The organism is Allolucifera butyrica, from assembly GCF_900476375.1.
Taxonomy (GTDB): Bacteria; Bacillota; Negativicutes; order Sporomusales; family UPPP01; genus Lucifera; species Lucifera butyrica.
Genome location: NZ_UPPP01000061.1, coordinates 1 through 13,745, shown reverse-complemented (window position 1 = coordinate 13,745; position 13,745 = coordinate 1). Strand labels below are relative to the sequence as shown.

14 protein-coding genes are annotated in these 13,745 nt (G+C 43.0%); 4 read left to right on the top strand and 10 right to left on the bottom strand.

The window, feature by feature from the left end; translation table 11 throughout:
- The 4 genes from LUCIF_RS05865 to LUCIF_RS05850 all read left to right on the top strand — a co-directional run bounded on the left by LUCIF_RS05865 (window position 1) and on the right by LUCIF_RS05850 (window position 4,711).
- Window positions 1–1,254 carry a methionine gamma-lyase family protein gene (locus tag LUCIF_RS05865; protein WP_122626951.1) on the top strand — a complete coding sequence of 418 codons (1,254 nt, stop codon included), beginning with the start codon at window positions 1–3 and terminating at the stop codon, window positions 1,252–1,254.
- Between the two features lie 302 nt (window positions 1,255–1,556).
- The gene (locus tag LUCIF_RS05860) at window positions 1,557–2,444 is read left to right on the top strand and encodes a hypothetical protein (RefSeq protein ID WP_165865904.1); all 888 of its coding nucleotides are present in this window, start codon (window positions 1,557–1,559) and stop codon (window positions 2,442–2,444) included.
- Window positions 2,445–2,494: 50 nt separating this feature from the next.
- Entirely contained in the window at window positions 2,495–3,280 is a 786-nt protein-coding gene (locus tag LUCIF_RS05855; RefSeq protein ID WP_122626949.1) for a PRC-barrel domain-containing protein, read from the top strand.
- A 159-nt stretch (window positions 3,281–3,439) separates the two neighbouring features.
- The gene (locus LUCIF_RS05850; RefSeq protein ID WP_207857076.1) at window positions 3,440–4,711 is read left to right on the top strand and encodes a VanW family protein; all 1,272 of its coding nucleotides are present in this window, start codon (window positions 3,440–3,442) and stop codon (window positions 4,709–4,711) included.
- 92 nt (window positions 4,712–4,803) lie between these two features.
- On the opposite strand, the gene LUCIF_RS05845 is transcribed toward LUCIF_RS05850, so the two are convergent.
- The 10 genes from LUCIF_RS05845 to LUCIF_RS05800 form a co-directional block, all read right to left on the bottom strand.
- Complete coding sequence (locus LUCIF_RS05845) at window positions 4,804–5,742, bottom strand: ketopantoate reductase family protein (RefSeq protein WP_122626948.1); 939 nt, start codon at window positions 5,740–5,742, stop codon at window positions 4,804–4,806.
- Between the two features lie 26 nt (window positions 5,743–5,768).
- Window positions 5,769–6,209: a MaoC family dehydratase gene (locus tag LUCIF_RS05840; RefSeq protein WP_122626947.1), complete on the bottom strand. Its 441-nt coding sequence runs from the start codon at window positions 6,207–6,209 to the stop codon at window positions 5,769–5,771.
- Between the two features lie 36 nt (window positions 6,210–6,245).
- On the bottom strand, window positions 6,246–7,835 hold the full coding sequence (locus LUCIF_RS05835) for an acyl CoA:acetate/3-ketoacid CoA transferase (RefSeq protein WP_122626946.1): 1,590 nt from the start codon (window positions 7,833–7,835) through the stop codon (window positions 6,246–6,248).
- A gap of 38 nt (window positions 7,836–7,873) precedes the next feature.
- On the bottom strand, window positions 7,874–8,317 hold the full coding sequence (gene aroQ, locus LUCIF_RS05830; protein WP_122626945.1) for a type II 3-dehydroquinate dehydratase: 444 nt from the start codon (window positions 8,315–8,317) through the stop codon (window positions 7,874–7,876).
- Between the two features lie 219 nt (window positions 8,318–8,536).
- Entirely contained in the window at window positions 8,537–9,427 is an 891-nt protein-coding gene (locus LUCIF_RS05825; RefSeq protein WP_122626944.1) for a LysR family transcriptional regulator, read from the bottom strand.
- 47 nt (window positions 9,428–9,474) lie between these two features.
- A complete protein-coding gene (locus LUCIF_RS05820) occupies window positions 9,475–9,942 on the bottom strand; it encodes a NanQ anomerase/TabA/YiaL family protein (RefSeq protein ID WP_122626943.1) in 468 nt (155 codons plus the stop codon).
- 512 nt (window positions 9,943–10,454) lie between these two features.
- A complete protein-coding gene (locus LUCIF_RS05815; protein ID WP_122626942.1) occupies window positions 10,455–11,276 on the bottom strand; it encodes an XdhC family protein in 822 nt (273 codons plus the stop codon).
- 190 nt (window positions 11,277–11,466) lie between these two features.
- On the bottom strand, window positions 11,467–11,790 hold the full coding sequence (locus LUCIF_RS05810) for an ArsR/SmtB family transcription factor (protein WP_122626941.1): 324 nt from the start codon (window positions 11,788–11,790) through the stop codon (window positions 11,467–11,469).
- Window positions 11,791–11,951: 161 nt separating this feature from the next.
- Window positions 11,952–12,767, bottom strand: a complete 816-nt coding sequence (locus tag LUCIF_RS05805) for a sulfite exporter TauE/SafE family protein (protein WP_122626940.1) — start codon at window positions 12,765–12,767, stop codon at window positions 11,952–11,954.
- A 69-nt stretch (window positions 12,768–12,836) separates the two neighbouring features.
- On the bottom strand, window positions 12,837–13,442 hold the full coding sequence (locus LUCIF_RS05800) for an FmdE family protein (RefSeq protein WP_122626939.1): 606 nt from the start codon (window positions 13,440–13,442) through the stop codon (window positions 12,837–12,839).
- Window positions 13,443–13,745 lie beyond the last annotated feature (303 nt).

Genomic DNA, 13,745 nt, shown 5'->3' with positions numbered 1-13,745 from the left:
ATGTATAATTTTCCGGATGAAATTCTGGCGATTCGTGACAAAGCCTTTAGAGAGACCGCTCCCTTATTGGCGTCAGTCGATAAAATCGCCGAAGCAAATACGTTAAAAGTATTAGATACGTTCCGTAAACATCAGGTTTCGGATTATCACTTTCGGACGACTACCGGCTACGCCTACTCCGATGCCGGACGGAACAAACTGGAGATGATCTGGGCTGATCTTTGCGGCTCTGAACAGGCTTTGGTCCGAACACAATTCGTATCGGGCACCCATGCTCTTGCCGCCGTATTGTTCGGGATTTTGCGGCCTGGCGACGAACTGTTGTCAATAACCGGAGCACCCTATGATACCATGCAGACCGTAATCGGCTATCCGCGGCGTTCACCAGGCTCATTACTAGATTTTGGTATAAGTTATGCGGAAATGCCCTTACGCGAAAATGGCATCCATTTCTCTCAAATTCAAACCATGCTTAAGCCTGCTACCAGAATGGTACTAATTCAGCGTTCCCGGGGCTATAGCATGCGTCAGGCTTTAAGCTTACAAACGATTAAGCGCGCATGTGAGCAAATTAAAAGTGTCAAACCCGATTGCATCTGTTTTGTCGATAATTGCTACGGCGAATTCGTTGCCGAAGCGGAACCAACGGCAGTCGGCGCCGATATTATGGCCGGATCGCTAATTAAAAATCCCGGGGGAGGGCTTGCCCCAACCGGTGGCTATATTACCGGCCGGCGTGAGCTGGTTGAACTGGCTGCCTGCCGGTTGACGGCACCGGGAATCGGCAGTGAGCTGGGAGCATCCCTGGCGGATAACCGTCTGCTTTACCAGGGGTTATTTATGGCTCCCCATGTAGTGGCCCAGGCGGTAAAAGGGGCTATCTTTGCGGCTGCTTTCTTTTCCCTGCTGGGATATCCTGTTTCACCACGACCTGAGGACCGGCGTGATGATATCATTCAAGCCATTGAATTAGGGTCACCGGAAAAAATGGTGGCTTTTTGCCGGGGCCTGCAAAAATATTCTCCCGTTGATGCCCATGTGCGGCCGGAGCCAAGTCCTATGCCGGGATATTCTGATCAGGTTATTATGGCGGGCGGCACTTTTGTCCAAGGCGCATCCATTGAGCTAAGCGCGGATGGTCCGTTGCGGCCGCCGTATGCTGTTTATTTACAAGGCGGGTTAACCTTCGAACATACCGTAGTAGGCATTATGGGCGCTGCGGCTGAAATTCTGGCTATGCAACACAATAAATAAATTCGACCAAAAATTAAAGGAATTGGCATAATCTTTGAAAAGGTGACAGGAAATATGCCAAGTATGTCGAATAAAAATTTAGAAAAGTTTTATTTTGGTGGGATTCTGTGGAATACATAGCAGTCATTTTTATTACTCTCACTGTCACCACTTTTATTATATTTAAAGTGGCCAATAATTTGCTGGGACTTAAATTATGCCTTAGGCCTTTAGTTTTGTGCGCCCTTTGTTCCCTGCTTCTCAGCATTGTCTTACCGCGTGTTGTCGTAGGCTTTGCCGGCCTGGCCGGTACCATTGTGGTTTTGGCTGTTTTTGCCGTTATTTTCGCTTACCTGATTGCTTATTTCGACGATGTTGCCCAAACCCGGCAAAGCCAGAAGGAAATAATTCTTGATCTTGATATACATAATGAGGCTTCTTTCTCCTTTATAATTGAAAAAACTGGGCTTACGGAGCAACCCCCGGCAATAGCAGAAGTAAACTCCGACCTCATTCAGGAACAAACTGAAACGGCAGCATCTTTCCCAGCCGAACTTGCGATCGCCGAACAAAATACAGCCTTATTGCCGGCTAGCAGCGAAGAGGACGATTGTGATTCTATTATTGACTGTGCAGTACCGGCTGACGTTCTGGAGCTCATTGCCGCATCAGAAGAGGAAGCGGCAGCAGACGTCGCCGCGGAATTAGAATTAGAATTAAATGAGGAAGTAAAAGAAAAAGGGGCTTCGTCTCCAGTCTTTATTACTTCAGAAGCCCCTGCTGAGGAGTATGTTATGAATGTTATCATCGAGGAAGCCGGACTAAACTCACTGGATGATCTGCTTGCTTATGCTTTTACCCAAAAAGAACAGCACAATGACCTGCAGGCTCTTGCGGCCTTCCAAAAGGCCCTCCAGCTCCACAAAAGTGATGAGGTTGCACCTTATTTAGTTATGGAAATTGCTAATATTTTGAAAAATAAAGGTGCTTACGACGAAGCCATTACAGTGCTTTCCGACGGCAGAAACCTGCCCGGGTCAAAAAATGCAGACAGTATCGAAACGGAGTTTGTTAATACGATTGCCTATCTGCGAATTATTAAAAATACATTATTACAGCATCGTCTTGGTCTTATACCTTATCAGGATATTCCACCGGCCATATTTAAAGAAATTGATGAAGAATTTCACGAATGGCGCAATCTGACATGAAACTTCAATTTATGCTTTTATTTATATAATAAATAGGAGGGCTATCTACAATGAAAAAAAGCGAATCGATTTTGGGGTTATCTGTTGTCAGTATCAGTGAGGGTAGCGAGCTTGGCACCGTAAAAGACCTTGTCATCAATCCCGGCGAAGGCACTGTTGCCGCACTTTTGATTGATGACGGCAAATGGTATCTTGGCGCCAAGCTGCTGCCTTATACGGCAATTATCAGCATTGGTGAGTATGCTGTAACGGTAGAGGCCGGTAATAGCCTGCTGGACATTCATGATGTTCCTGAACTGGAACAGTTATTAGCAGAAGAGGTCAAAATTATCGGCACTAAGGTTTTAACCAAAACCGGTCAGATCACAGGAAAAGTAACTGAATTTATTATTGATGATGCGGGAAAAATTTCTGCCTGTGAAATTGAAGAAATCAGCGGCAATATCGTTCAGATTCCGTCACAGCGCATTGTAACATTTGGTAAAAGTGTACTCGTTATTACTGCCCCTGCCGATGAACCAGCCCAGGACCACAACAAACCGGCCTCCGCTATCGTAACAAAGCCCGCCGAAGTAAAAGCTGTACCGGCAGAAACTGCCACTACGCCGGATTCCGCTCCGGTGGAGCCTAGCCAGCCGGAACAACCAACGGATGATTCCGCCAAAAAATTTGACGAGCGGCATCGCAAATTTCTGGTAGGCAAAAAAGCCAGTCGCCGGATTGAAACGGATCACGGTGTGGTTATTGTTGAGCAGGGTGGTGAAATCACGGAAGAGGTATTACAAAAAGCGAAATTAGCGGGAAAATTGGTAGAACTGTCGATGAGCACTCAGTAAACAGCAACACTAGTAATATAATATTAATCTATGCCTTGATTGGAAGTGTGCTCGGCTGTGCAGATTCAAATATCTAAACGTGTAAGCAATTTGATTGTTTTTTTAGGCTTTATTATTCTGTTTAGTTCTGTTAGTTTATTTGCCACCATGAGTGCATTTATGATGACCGACGAAATTTATCAAGGTGTCACGGTGGGGGGGATCCCGGTAGGCGGTTTATCCGTCGATGCTGCCGAACAGAAAATCCGGGACCATTTTCAGCAGTATTGGGATCGTCCCGTCATCCTATTTACGTATAATAAGCAACAATGGCCGATTACGCCACAAAATTTTGATCTGACCATTGATGCTCATAACCTTGCCTTGGGCGCCTATGATGTCGGCAGAAACGGTAATATCATTCATCGCCTGCTGCAGCGTTATCTGACCTTAAATCAGGGCTACCAGATTTCCTTACCGTTATCATATAATAAAGATAAACTTGTGCATATTCTAACCGGCATTGCCAATTCAATAGACCGTCCGGCGCAGGATGCGCGCATAAAACAAAGCCAAAATGGCACTGTAATCAATGTAATTTCCGAAGTGACCGGCCGAAAAGTCGATATCTCCAAAACGGTCGCGGCAGCTCTAGGCAAGCTCCACAGTGATCTCTATGCCAGCGTTCCTCTTATCGTGCAGGAGACCACTCCTCAGATAACCGCGAAAGACCTTGCCAACATTGATGGGGTTATTGCATCTTATACCACGCAGTTTGACCCCTCGGACAACAACCGGGACCAAAATATTCGCCTGGCGGCAAAGAGGATTCATAGCGTTTTGTTGCGGCCTCGTCAAAAATTTTCCTTTAATACTCAGGTAGGGCTTCGTTCGCCGCAAAATGGCTACAAAGAGGCTCCTGTCTTCATTGACGGCAACCTTGTGCCGGATTGGGGCGGCGGAGTCTGCCAGATAAGCAGTACCCTTTATAATGCGGTCCTGTTGGCTGATCTCAAAATTCTGGAACGGACTTCTCATTTTCATCCACCCGGGTATGTACCGGTTGGCCAGGATGCTACCGTAGCCGATCATTTAATTGACTTTGTTTTTGCCAACAATTTACCAAATAATATCTATATCACCAATGAAGTCACCGATAATCAGGTTACCTTTTATGTTTTGGGCCACCCAAAACCCAATTCGCCCGAAATTCACGTTGCAGCGACTACAAAAAAAGTTTTGGAACCCAATACGGTCATAAAACAAGATCCTAATTTGGAATTAGGAAAACAAATTATTGAATCCGAAGGCCAAAAAGGATTTTTGGTAACCACCTATCGGATTAAGTCGCTAAACGGCAAAGAGATCAGCCGGGAGTTTCTTGCTACAGATGAATTTAAACCGGTTGACCGGATAATAAGAATTGGAACAAAAGCAATACAAAAAAAATGAACCCTAACATACACGCACGGGTTCATTTTTTTCTCCACCACCAACGTCCGATAATATCTATTATGTTAAGTAAATGAGAGAGAGGGGTAAAATTATTTTTTATTAAACATCCTGTATTCAATTCCCTTAACACAGGCTACCAGCGTTTTATTTATCGGGGTCTCTACACCAAACTTATCTCCTTCACGAGCAATAGCACCATTAAAGTAATCAATTTCGGTTTTCATCTTACGTTCAAAACTCTGCAGCATAGATGTTTTAAATTCATATGGCAGATTCTCTGCAGCCATATACCAAATCTTTTCCACATCCTCTGTTTTTAGACGAATGTTTTTCTTATGAGCCACAGCAATACCTTCCCGAATAACTGCCATCCCAACCTGCTTAATTTCAGGAATACTTTCATCCTGATAAATCGGACCATATGGTAAGCCTGTAATCGCAGTTAACGCACCAGTAGCCGCATTGATCAGTAATTTGTCCCATATCAGACCCATAATATTATCGGATACTTCTGTCATCATGCCAGCAGCATTTAACACATCGGCAATCTTTTGAATCCGTTCGGTTTTTTTACCGGTCAATTCCCCTATATAGGTCATCTTATTCTTAATAGTTCGCCGAACATAGCCAACATCAAGCATGCCACCGCCGACATAAGTTTTCCCGGAGACAACCTTATCCGAACCGATAACATCAGCAATCATATTTTCATTGCCAAAACCATTTTGCAAAGACATCACGACCGTATGATCACCAATAATGTTCTTAGCCGAATTAATGACTTCACGCGTTGCAAAGGATTTCACCAAGACAATTACGAAATCAACAACATCCAGAGATTTAGTGTTCTCAAATGCCGGAACCCTTACTACCGTATCCGGTTCATCAGCAAAAATCAAGCCTCTCTTATTAACAGCTTCTACATAAGGCTTAAAAATATCCACTAGATAAACTTCATTTCCTGCCTCAGCCAACGTTCCGCCAAACGTTGAACCTAATGCTCCTGCACCTAACAAACAAATTTTCATTGTTTCACCTCATTGATAAGGGTATACTACGCATCCTCCAACGGAAAGAACTTTAAAATATGATTCGCAGCTACTACAATATCACCATGTTGATTAAATACTTCTACCTTCGCAACCGATTTCAACTTTTCGTTATCAACCTCAGTTATAGTATATTTGGCTGTCAATGTATCGCCGATGAATACAGGTTTAATAAACCGTAAACGATCATAGCCGTATGACACAGAAGGAATCGGCGACTTTGCTTGTAGTTGAATCAACGTCGATGCCGTTGAACCAAAAGCAAAAGACAACACACCATGGACAATTCTCGTCTTGTACATTGTTTTCTGCATAAATGCTTCATTCGTATGCATTTGGCTAAAATCGCCTGTAATGCCTGCAAAACCATATACGTCAGATTCACTAACAGTCTTTGTAAATTCGCAAGTATCGCCTATTTCAAAAGGTACCTTTACCTCCGCCACAATGTCCACCCCTTTATTTACCGATCAAGCACTAGCTTAGCGGTTTAGAAATTCTTCTTTAATATTCATCTTGCCTTCACTAAATAGACATGAATCCATTTTCTTTAACTGCTTTGAAACATTCACAGAAAAACCGATTTGATCAAGAATGTCCTTTTTCAAGTCCATGCCAGGTGCAATTTCAATCAATTCCAAACCACTAAACGTTAGTTGGAATACAGCCCGTTCTGTTATATATATAACCTCTTGCCCGTTTTTCAAAGCTTCTTCGCCATTAAAGGTGATTTCTGAAATCGTATCAATCAGCTTTTCAAATTTGCCTTCCTGATCAATGACTAATTTTCCATCTACGATAGATTCCTTTAAGTTGCCAGCACGTAAGGTACCGCAAAACACGACTTTTTTTGTATTTTGACAAATATCAATAAACCCGCCGGTACCCATTATTTTACCGTTAAATTTATGAACGTTGACATTGCCTCTTTTATCAATTTCAGCAAAACTCAAAAAGCATACATCTAACCCGCCGCCATGATAAAAATCAAACTGGGCCGGCATATCCAATAATGCCTGCAAGTTTATCGTTGCTCCAAAGAAAATTCCCTGAGCAGTAGCACCGCCGACCGGCCCCGTTTCTACAGTAAGTGTAAATTCTTCGCTTACACCTTCTTCCTGAGCTACCGTTCCGATGCCATCCGCAATTCCAACCCCTACGTTACCCACAAAGCCAGGCTTTACTTCCATTAGACATCGTCTGGCTACCACCTTCCGCTGCGATAACGGCAGCGGCGTAATGTCTTCCAAGTCTAACTTATAATCGCCGGAAAATACCCGATTAACCTGCGGTCCAACATAAAGCTGCGACTGTTCGGAGTCTACTACAAGTGCCTCAATCAAGTAACCAGGAATATTGATTCTCTTGGGATGGAGAGTTCTTTTCTTTACTACTTTTTGCACCTGACAGATTACAATGCCGCCATTATTATGAACTGCTTGCGCTGCTGCTAAAGTATCGAGATAAGCAATCTCATCTTCCATTGAAATATAACCATCCGCATCTGCTGTCGTTCCGCGAATCAAAGCAACATTAGGATATACGGCTGGGTAGAACAGATATTCTTTGTTATCAAATTCAACTAATTTAACTAATTCTTCAGCTGTAACCTCGTTTAAACGACCTCCTCGCTGACGCGGGTCCACAAAAGTACCAATCCCTGTCCTAGACATTATGCCCGGTTGATGAGCGGCAGCCGTTCTTAAAAGTTGAGCCATTATCCCCTGGGGAAAATTATAAGCCTCAATCTCATTTCGTTCAGCCATTTCGGCCAACCTTGGCGACTGTCCCCAATGACCGCCAAAGATTCGTTTTACCATCCCTGATTGTGCTAAGGGCGACATACCTCGATCCGCCCGGTCTCCAAGTCCTGTAGCATGCCAATATGTCAGATTTTTCGGCTGTTGTTCTTTTTTATATCTATCAGCCAAAGCAACAATTAGTTTGGTAGGCTCAGATAAACCACCGCCAGCGCCGGAAAAGACAATAACGTCCTCATCCTTAATAAGCTTGACGGCGACTTCCGCTGTCATGATCTTTGCTTTGTTTCCGTTCCGAATACCTTTTGCCATGACGATTCCCCTCATTAGGCGTTTTATTTAGGCTTCAATTATTTTTTAAAATCGCGATTGTACAGAGCACGAAGACCCAGAGTATATACATCAGAACCAAGACCAACAATAACGCCTGTCGCAATATCAGAGATCACTGAAAAATGTCTAAATTCGTCACGGGCATGTACATTAGACATATGCAGTTCAATAATCGGGCATTCCAGCATCAACAGAGCATCCCTCATCGCATAACTATAATGAGTCCAAGCACCCGCATTGATAAGCACACCATCGACTTTATCCAGCACTGCTTTATGAATAAAATCTACAAATTCGCCTTCGCTGTTCGATTGATGCGGTTCAATTTCAATTCCCAGTTCTTTACCCAAGTTAAAAAGATTGTTATTAATTTCATCCAACGTAATCGTACCATATTGCTTTGGATCTCTCTTACCAAACATATTGTGATTAACACCATGCAGCATTACAACTTTTCGCATTTTTTCTTTCCTCCGTAATTGCATAATATATATTTTCCCATACACCCGAATCGCTCATTGAATTCTTGCCGGGCTGTGATTACACTGTAACACTATCCTATGTTTTAAAACAATCTAAGTATTTTTTAATTCAATCTGTATTTTTTATGATTTAATCTAGGAATTCGCAAAAAAAAAACAAACTGTCTATTAATAAGTTTGCTTTTCTTTACCTGCTGGTTATGTATTTAATTTTTCATAATGGGACAAAATGAAATCTCTTAATTTTTTATTAGCAGTAAGCAATTCGCTTCCTTTGAGCCAATTCATACAGATTTCACGTCTATATTCACAGTTCTTCAACTCTACTGCCTGTACCTGATAAGACTGAAGTCTTTGGGAGTGCGGAATCAGGGCCACCCCCAACCCGCTTTCTACAAATTGAGCCACCATTGAATCGGTCGCAGCTCGGTAGTGAGAATGGATTTTCAGATTTTCGCTTTGAAAAATATTATCAATTAATTTTTGGATATGAAGTCCTTCGCAAAAGAAAATAAACTCTTCATTTTTAATGTCCGGTAGATCGACTGCCTGACAATCGGCTAACCTATGCCCCAAAGGAACAATTAACACAAATTTTTCACTGTAAATAGGGATGGAAACCACATCTTTGTCATCAATCCGATTCCCAAAACCCAAGGACACATTGCCTGCTTTCATACCTTCGAGCATTTCCATCGTATCCATTTGCAACAGTTCAAAACAAATATCCCGGCTTGCCGGAGAAGCTTTAAAGAGCTTAATTAATTCTACGATATACTGAGTACTCAAGGACTCCATGCAAGCAATCACCGCTGTCTGCAAATTCGGCTGCCGCAGATCATGCATTTCTTGTATGCCTGCCTCCAAACGGCTAATAACATCCTCTACGTATTCCAAGAATACCTTACCATACTTGGTGATCCTAACATTCCGACCGTACTTATGAAACAGAGGTACACCGAGTTCCTCTTCTAAAGCAGTAATAGCATAGCTTATACCAGATTGAGAAGTCATCAATTCTTCAGCAGCTTTTCCATAATGCTCCATCCGAGCTACCGCCTTAAAATAATATAAATGTTGCAGATTCATTGGGACGCTCCTCTCTTACGACATTCTCTTAAAAACTTTTCCGCTGCTTATAAAAGCTCTACAGCTACTTTGATAATTGCCTTACGAAGTTTGGGCTCATCACCATATTTATATATGGAACGGTGCACGTCATTAGGGAAAAAAACAAAGAAATCACCTGGATTAGAGTCAATATACTTTTCATAAGCAACGCTGTTAAAAAATAAGATATCTCGTTCAGCCAACAAATTTTCAACCAAATTGTTTTGATGACTTTCCGGCGCAAAACCATATTGTTCTTTACCGTTAGCCGAAAACTGAATATCAATATACTTCTGATGGGTTTCCGCCTTTCGTTCTTCCCATGTCAACTTACCGACTTCAATGACTTCAATGTATACTTGTTTTCCTTCAATTTCATGTATCCCTAATGGTATTTCAGATATATCTATATTTTTTAAATATTTTAGCATCTCAAAGATCTTTTCCGGATACTCATAAGACTTCCCTAACCATTTTATATTACCATAAATCATATAAATACCTCCTAAGGCTCATTTTTTCTCCGCATTGAAATATTTCAAGAATTTATGATCATTTTAGCAAGACAAAATATTAAACACAATTTCAATTAATCAATATATCAGTTTAATTTCACTAATATTTTTTATGAATCTTCAAATAATTATTTAATTATTCATATTCCTTTATTTAAAAAACCCACTTTACCTGCAAATGTCTGAACCATATGACGACACATTATAGACAATACACGGATTTTTTTCCGTAATACCCAGTTTCAAATATTCATTCAATTTTTTCTAGTTGAGCAAGTGGATTCTATCCTTCAAATGCACAATCCCAAGCCGACGATATCGCACCCGGTACTTCTATATTGGGCTTAGCAGCATATTTAACACATAATTTCTTGGAGGTATAAAATATTTTATTTCCGCTCTTTGTGTCGCTGGACAGCTAACCAGCCACATTATCCAATTCTCGAATATTAACTTCGATCAACTATGGCTACGTCAAGTATAAGCTTTTTTCAGTCTGACTTCGGATAGTTCATGGAAGTACTATCCCTGCGGGATTTTCCCGTGCCGCCGTTTTTTATCATCAAAATCTCCGACAATATAGAGAATGCAACTTCCTCTGGCGACATATCACAGATATCCAGACCGACCGGGGTGTGGACTTGAGCAAGCAGAGCCTTACTGATCCCTTCAGTTTCAAGTTGTTGATACATTTCTTTTGTTTTTTTCATGCTGCCGAGCATACCCACATAAGCAAAACTTTTTTGCAGTGCGCCTTTGAGGGCGGATTTATCCTGCGTATGCGTCGGTGCGCAACATAAATAGTAAGCGCCGTCCGGAATACGTCCTTCCAGAATGCCTTCCTCATATGTCTTACAGGCGAGAAAACGGTCGGCAAGGTTTATCTTATCCTGAATTTGCTCAGGCAGCCGAGTATCAATTAGTGTCGTTTCAAAATGGAGTAGCTTTGCGAACTGTAATACCGCGCCGCCTACATGCCCGGCGCCGCAAACAACAAGCTGTATTCCGGGACTGACCGCTTCGACCAGCAATCCCACTTTAAAACTGCACCCCAGACCCGGTTCTTCGTAAGTGGGACTATGAACATAATGCTTATAAAAACTTCGTCTTTCTTTTATTGCCTGAGCAGCCTCTTCAAGCGCTTGACGTTCAAACGCACCGCCGCCTACCGTTCCCAAAGTCGTTCCATCTTCGAGCAACAGCATCTTTTTACCTACTGTACAGGGAGATGTACCTTCCGTTTCTGCTACCGTCAATACCGCGTAAGAGATACCCGCCTTGCTTGCTTTTAACTGTTCTTCCAGAATTCTCATTTTTCCCTCACGCCTCCTTGATAACAACACATATAAATATCAGTATTCACCCTCATTTTACTTGAGAAAGCCTTTGATTTCCTCCTTACCGGGTAACTTAACAACGCCGTCCACGACAAGAGACGGCAAGGTTGCTGCATTTTTGGCACCCCATGCCGAGGATTTCAATTTTCATATCCATTACCTCACATTATTTTAAAAATTTAAGAAAACTTTGGCTGTGGGCAATCTGTTCGCTGAGCGTTTTCTCCACCGCATCGACCACATCAAATACGGAAGGATAAATAACACGATACATTACCTTTTGCCCGTCCTTCCTTGAATCAATCAAGCCTTGCTTTTTCATAACACCTAAGTGCTGCGATAAATTCGATTGTTCGATATCAAGTTCCTCAATCATCTCGCATACGCAGCGTTCCCCATCTTTAAGAAGGCGCAGAATGCCAACCCGTACCGGATGAGAAAGGGTTTTGAAAAAATCCGCCGTTAGTTTAGTAACAATCTCTTCCGCCATTTCTTCTACCTCCTACAAAATCGCATTAAATAAATACCCAATAATTAATAATGATTGATATTGATACAATGCCGGGAAATATTGCTAGCATGCCTTTCTCCACCAGCGCCTGCACAATGGGAATTTTAGAATATCAATGGTATATTCTTTAGCATACCGTATTATTTTAACAAGTCAAGCAGCATTTTGCCAGCTATTAAATACAGCAAAACGCCAATTATAATCTTGACTTGTTTATTCTGCAGTTTTTTACTCATCAGCCAGGAGCCCAAGAGCGCCCCGGCTATCGAACCGGCCACCGTATAAGCCAATAACACTCCGTCGAGGTTGCCTAACGACGCCCGACCGGCAAATCCGGCCAGTGATGAAAAGATTACAATAAACGAACTGGTAGCCGATGCCTTTTTGGGTGAAATGCCCAGCCATACCAGCGCCGGCACAATAATATTGCCGCCGCCCACTCCCAGGAGACCGCCCAGGAAACCAGCCACACCGCCCACCGGCGCACCGATAGTCCACATGCCTTTAATCCCGTCCATAGCATTGCCTTCTTTATTATTGAACCCGTTATTTACAACCGCATTTTTTTCTTGGTTCGTTGTTTCAACTTTTTTCTTGCCGCCGGGTTTATAAAACAGCATCATGGAGGCCGCAAATAGGAGAAAGAGAATAAATAATAGCAACAGATGATTGCGCGGTACAAACTGGCTGGCATAAGCCCCTGCCGGTGACAGTACCGTAGCCGCAATCAAAATGGGTAAAGCCAGCCGCCATAGGATCAGTTTTTCCCGGGCAAACGTAATCGAAGCAAAAATCATCGAAATCCCGTTGAGTAAGAGCGCTGTACTCATGGACGTATGGAGTTCAATGCCTAACGCCAAATAAATTGGAACCAGAATAAACGCGGCTCCCACGCCAGCGACTGTTAATACGGTAGTCGCTGCAAATGTCACCAAGCCAGCCCATACTTCAATCATAATCATTCGCCGCCCTTATAATATTGGCCACCGGCAAGGCCGGCGGCCTCGTGATCCATACTATTATTTCTATTTCGTTTTTTCCGCGCAGGGAATGCAGACCTTTTTTCCTTTTACATCTTGCAGCTTATGAACGAACACACGCTCGCCGCACGCTTCGCACAAGTCGGTATCAAAGGTGCCTTTGCCCTTTTCAAACGGATAATCAAATACCGGGCTGATATCCAGGAATTCCTCCTCCGCTCGCTTCATAACCCCTTCTACCAGCGGGTCGGTAATGGATGCCGGTACGTCTTGCGGCGGTACGCCTTGTTTACGCTGCTGTACAAAAGGCGACTGCAGCATCTTGCCGAAAAATTCCGGTTTAAGCTGGACACGTACCGCTTTTTGTTTCTGGGTGTCAATGAGCGTAAACGCCATTTTGCCGTAGTATGTTTTTTTGATGTTGCTCTTGCCATACGTACAGCCCGTAATCGTCATCAGCCCATCGACAAAACAGCCGGCGGCATGGTCATTGCCGGTCTCGGCGAGCAGTACCAGTTCTTTGTCCTGAGACCGCTCCGCACCGAGAGCGTTCATTGCCGCCGCTCCCGCTCTGAGACCCAGCGGCATGGCCGGACATTTATGCCCGTGAAATTTGAGTCCTACCTCGAAAAAGTCCTTTGCTTGCATCATGATACGTATTGCCTCCTTATATTTTTTGAGTCAATGACCCGGGTTACCAAAGTTAACATTCAAGTTTACGCTGGCCACAACCCCGATAAAGCTATCATTATTATTCATCCCACCGGTCGGGGAGGGGGCATAATAAAATAAATTTAAGTCTAGTTTAGCGATCCACCATACTGGTCAAAATCTCTGTACCTCTACTGCGCTACTGAGAAAGTACATATCCCGCCCCGACAACCCCAGCAGTTCACCTCGGTGTTTTCTTCGCATAGACATTCCCTCCTCATTTACGATGACTCTGTTCTAAAT

What these genes read in the sequence shown, in the direction of transcription:
- LUCIF_RS05845 (WP_122626948.1), bottom strand. Translation starts at nt 5,742, where the DNA reads ATGAAAATTTGTTTGTTAGGTGCAGGAGCATTAGGTTCAACGTTTGGC.
- LUCIF_RS05820 (WP_122626943.1), bottom strand. Translation starts at nt 9,942, where the DNA reads ATGATTTATGGTAATATAAAATGGTTAGGGAAGTCTTATGAGTATCCG.
- LUCIF_RS05850 (WP_207857076.1), top strand. Translation starts at nt 3,440, where the DNA reads ATGATGACCGACGAAATTTATCAAGGTGTCACGGTGGGGGGGATCCCG.
- LUCIF_RS05865 (WP_122626951.1), top strand. Translation starts at nt 1, where the DNA reads ATGTATAATTTTCCGGATGAAATTCTGGCGATTCGTGACAAAGCCTTT.
- LUCIF_RS05810 (WP_122626941.1), bottom strand. Translation starts at nt 11,790, where the DNA reads ATGGCGGAAGAGATTGTTACTAAACTAACGGCGGATTTTTTCAAAACC.
- LUCIF_RS05815 (WP_122626942.1), bottom strand. Translation starts at nt 11,276, where the DNA reads ATGAGAATTCTGGAAGAACAGTTAAAAGCAAGCAAGGCGGGTATCTCT.
- LUCIF_RS05855 (WP_122626949.1), top strand. Translation starts at nt 2,495, where the DNA reads ATGAAAAAAAGCGAATCGATTTTGGGGTTATCTGTTGTCAGTATCAGT.
- LUCIF_RS05800 (WP_122626939.1), bottom strand. Translation starts at nt 13,442, where the DNA reads ATGATGCAAGCAAAGGACTTTTTCGAGGTAGGACTCAAATTTCACGGG.
- LUCIF_RS05835 (WP_122626946.1), bottom strand. Translation starts at nt 7,835, where the DNA reads ATGGCAAAAGGTATTCGGAACGGAAACAAAGCAAAGATCATGACAGCG.
- LUCIF_RS05805 (WP_122626940.1), bottom strand. Translation starts at nt 12,767, where the DNA reads ATGATTGAAGTATGGGCTGGCTTGGTGACATTTGCAGCGACTACCGTA.
- LUCIF_RS05825 (WP_122626944.1), bottom strand. Translation starts at nt 9,427, where the DNA reads ATGAATCTGCAACATTTATATTATTTTAAGGCGGTAGCTCGGATGGAG.
- aroQ (WP_122626945.1), bottom strand. Translation starts at nt 8,317, where the DNA reads ATGCGAAAAGTTGTAATGCTGCATGGTGTTAATCACAATATGTTTGGT.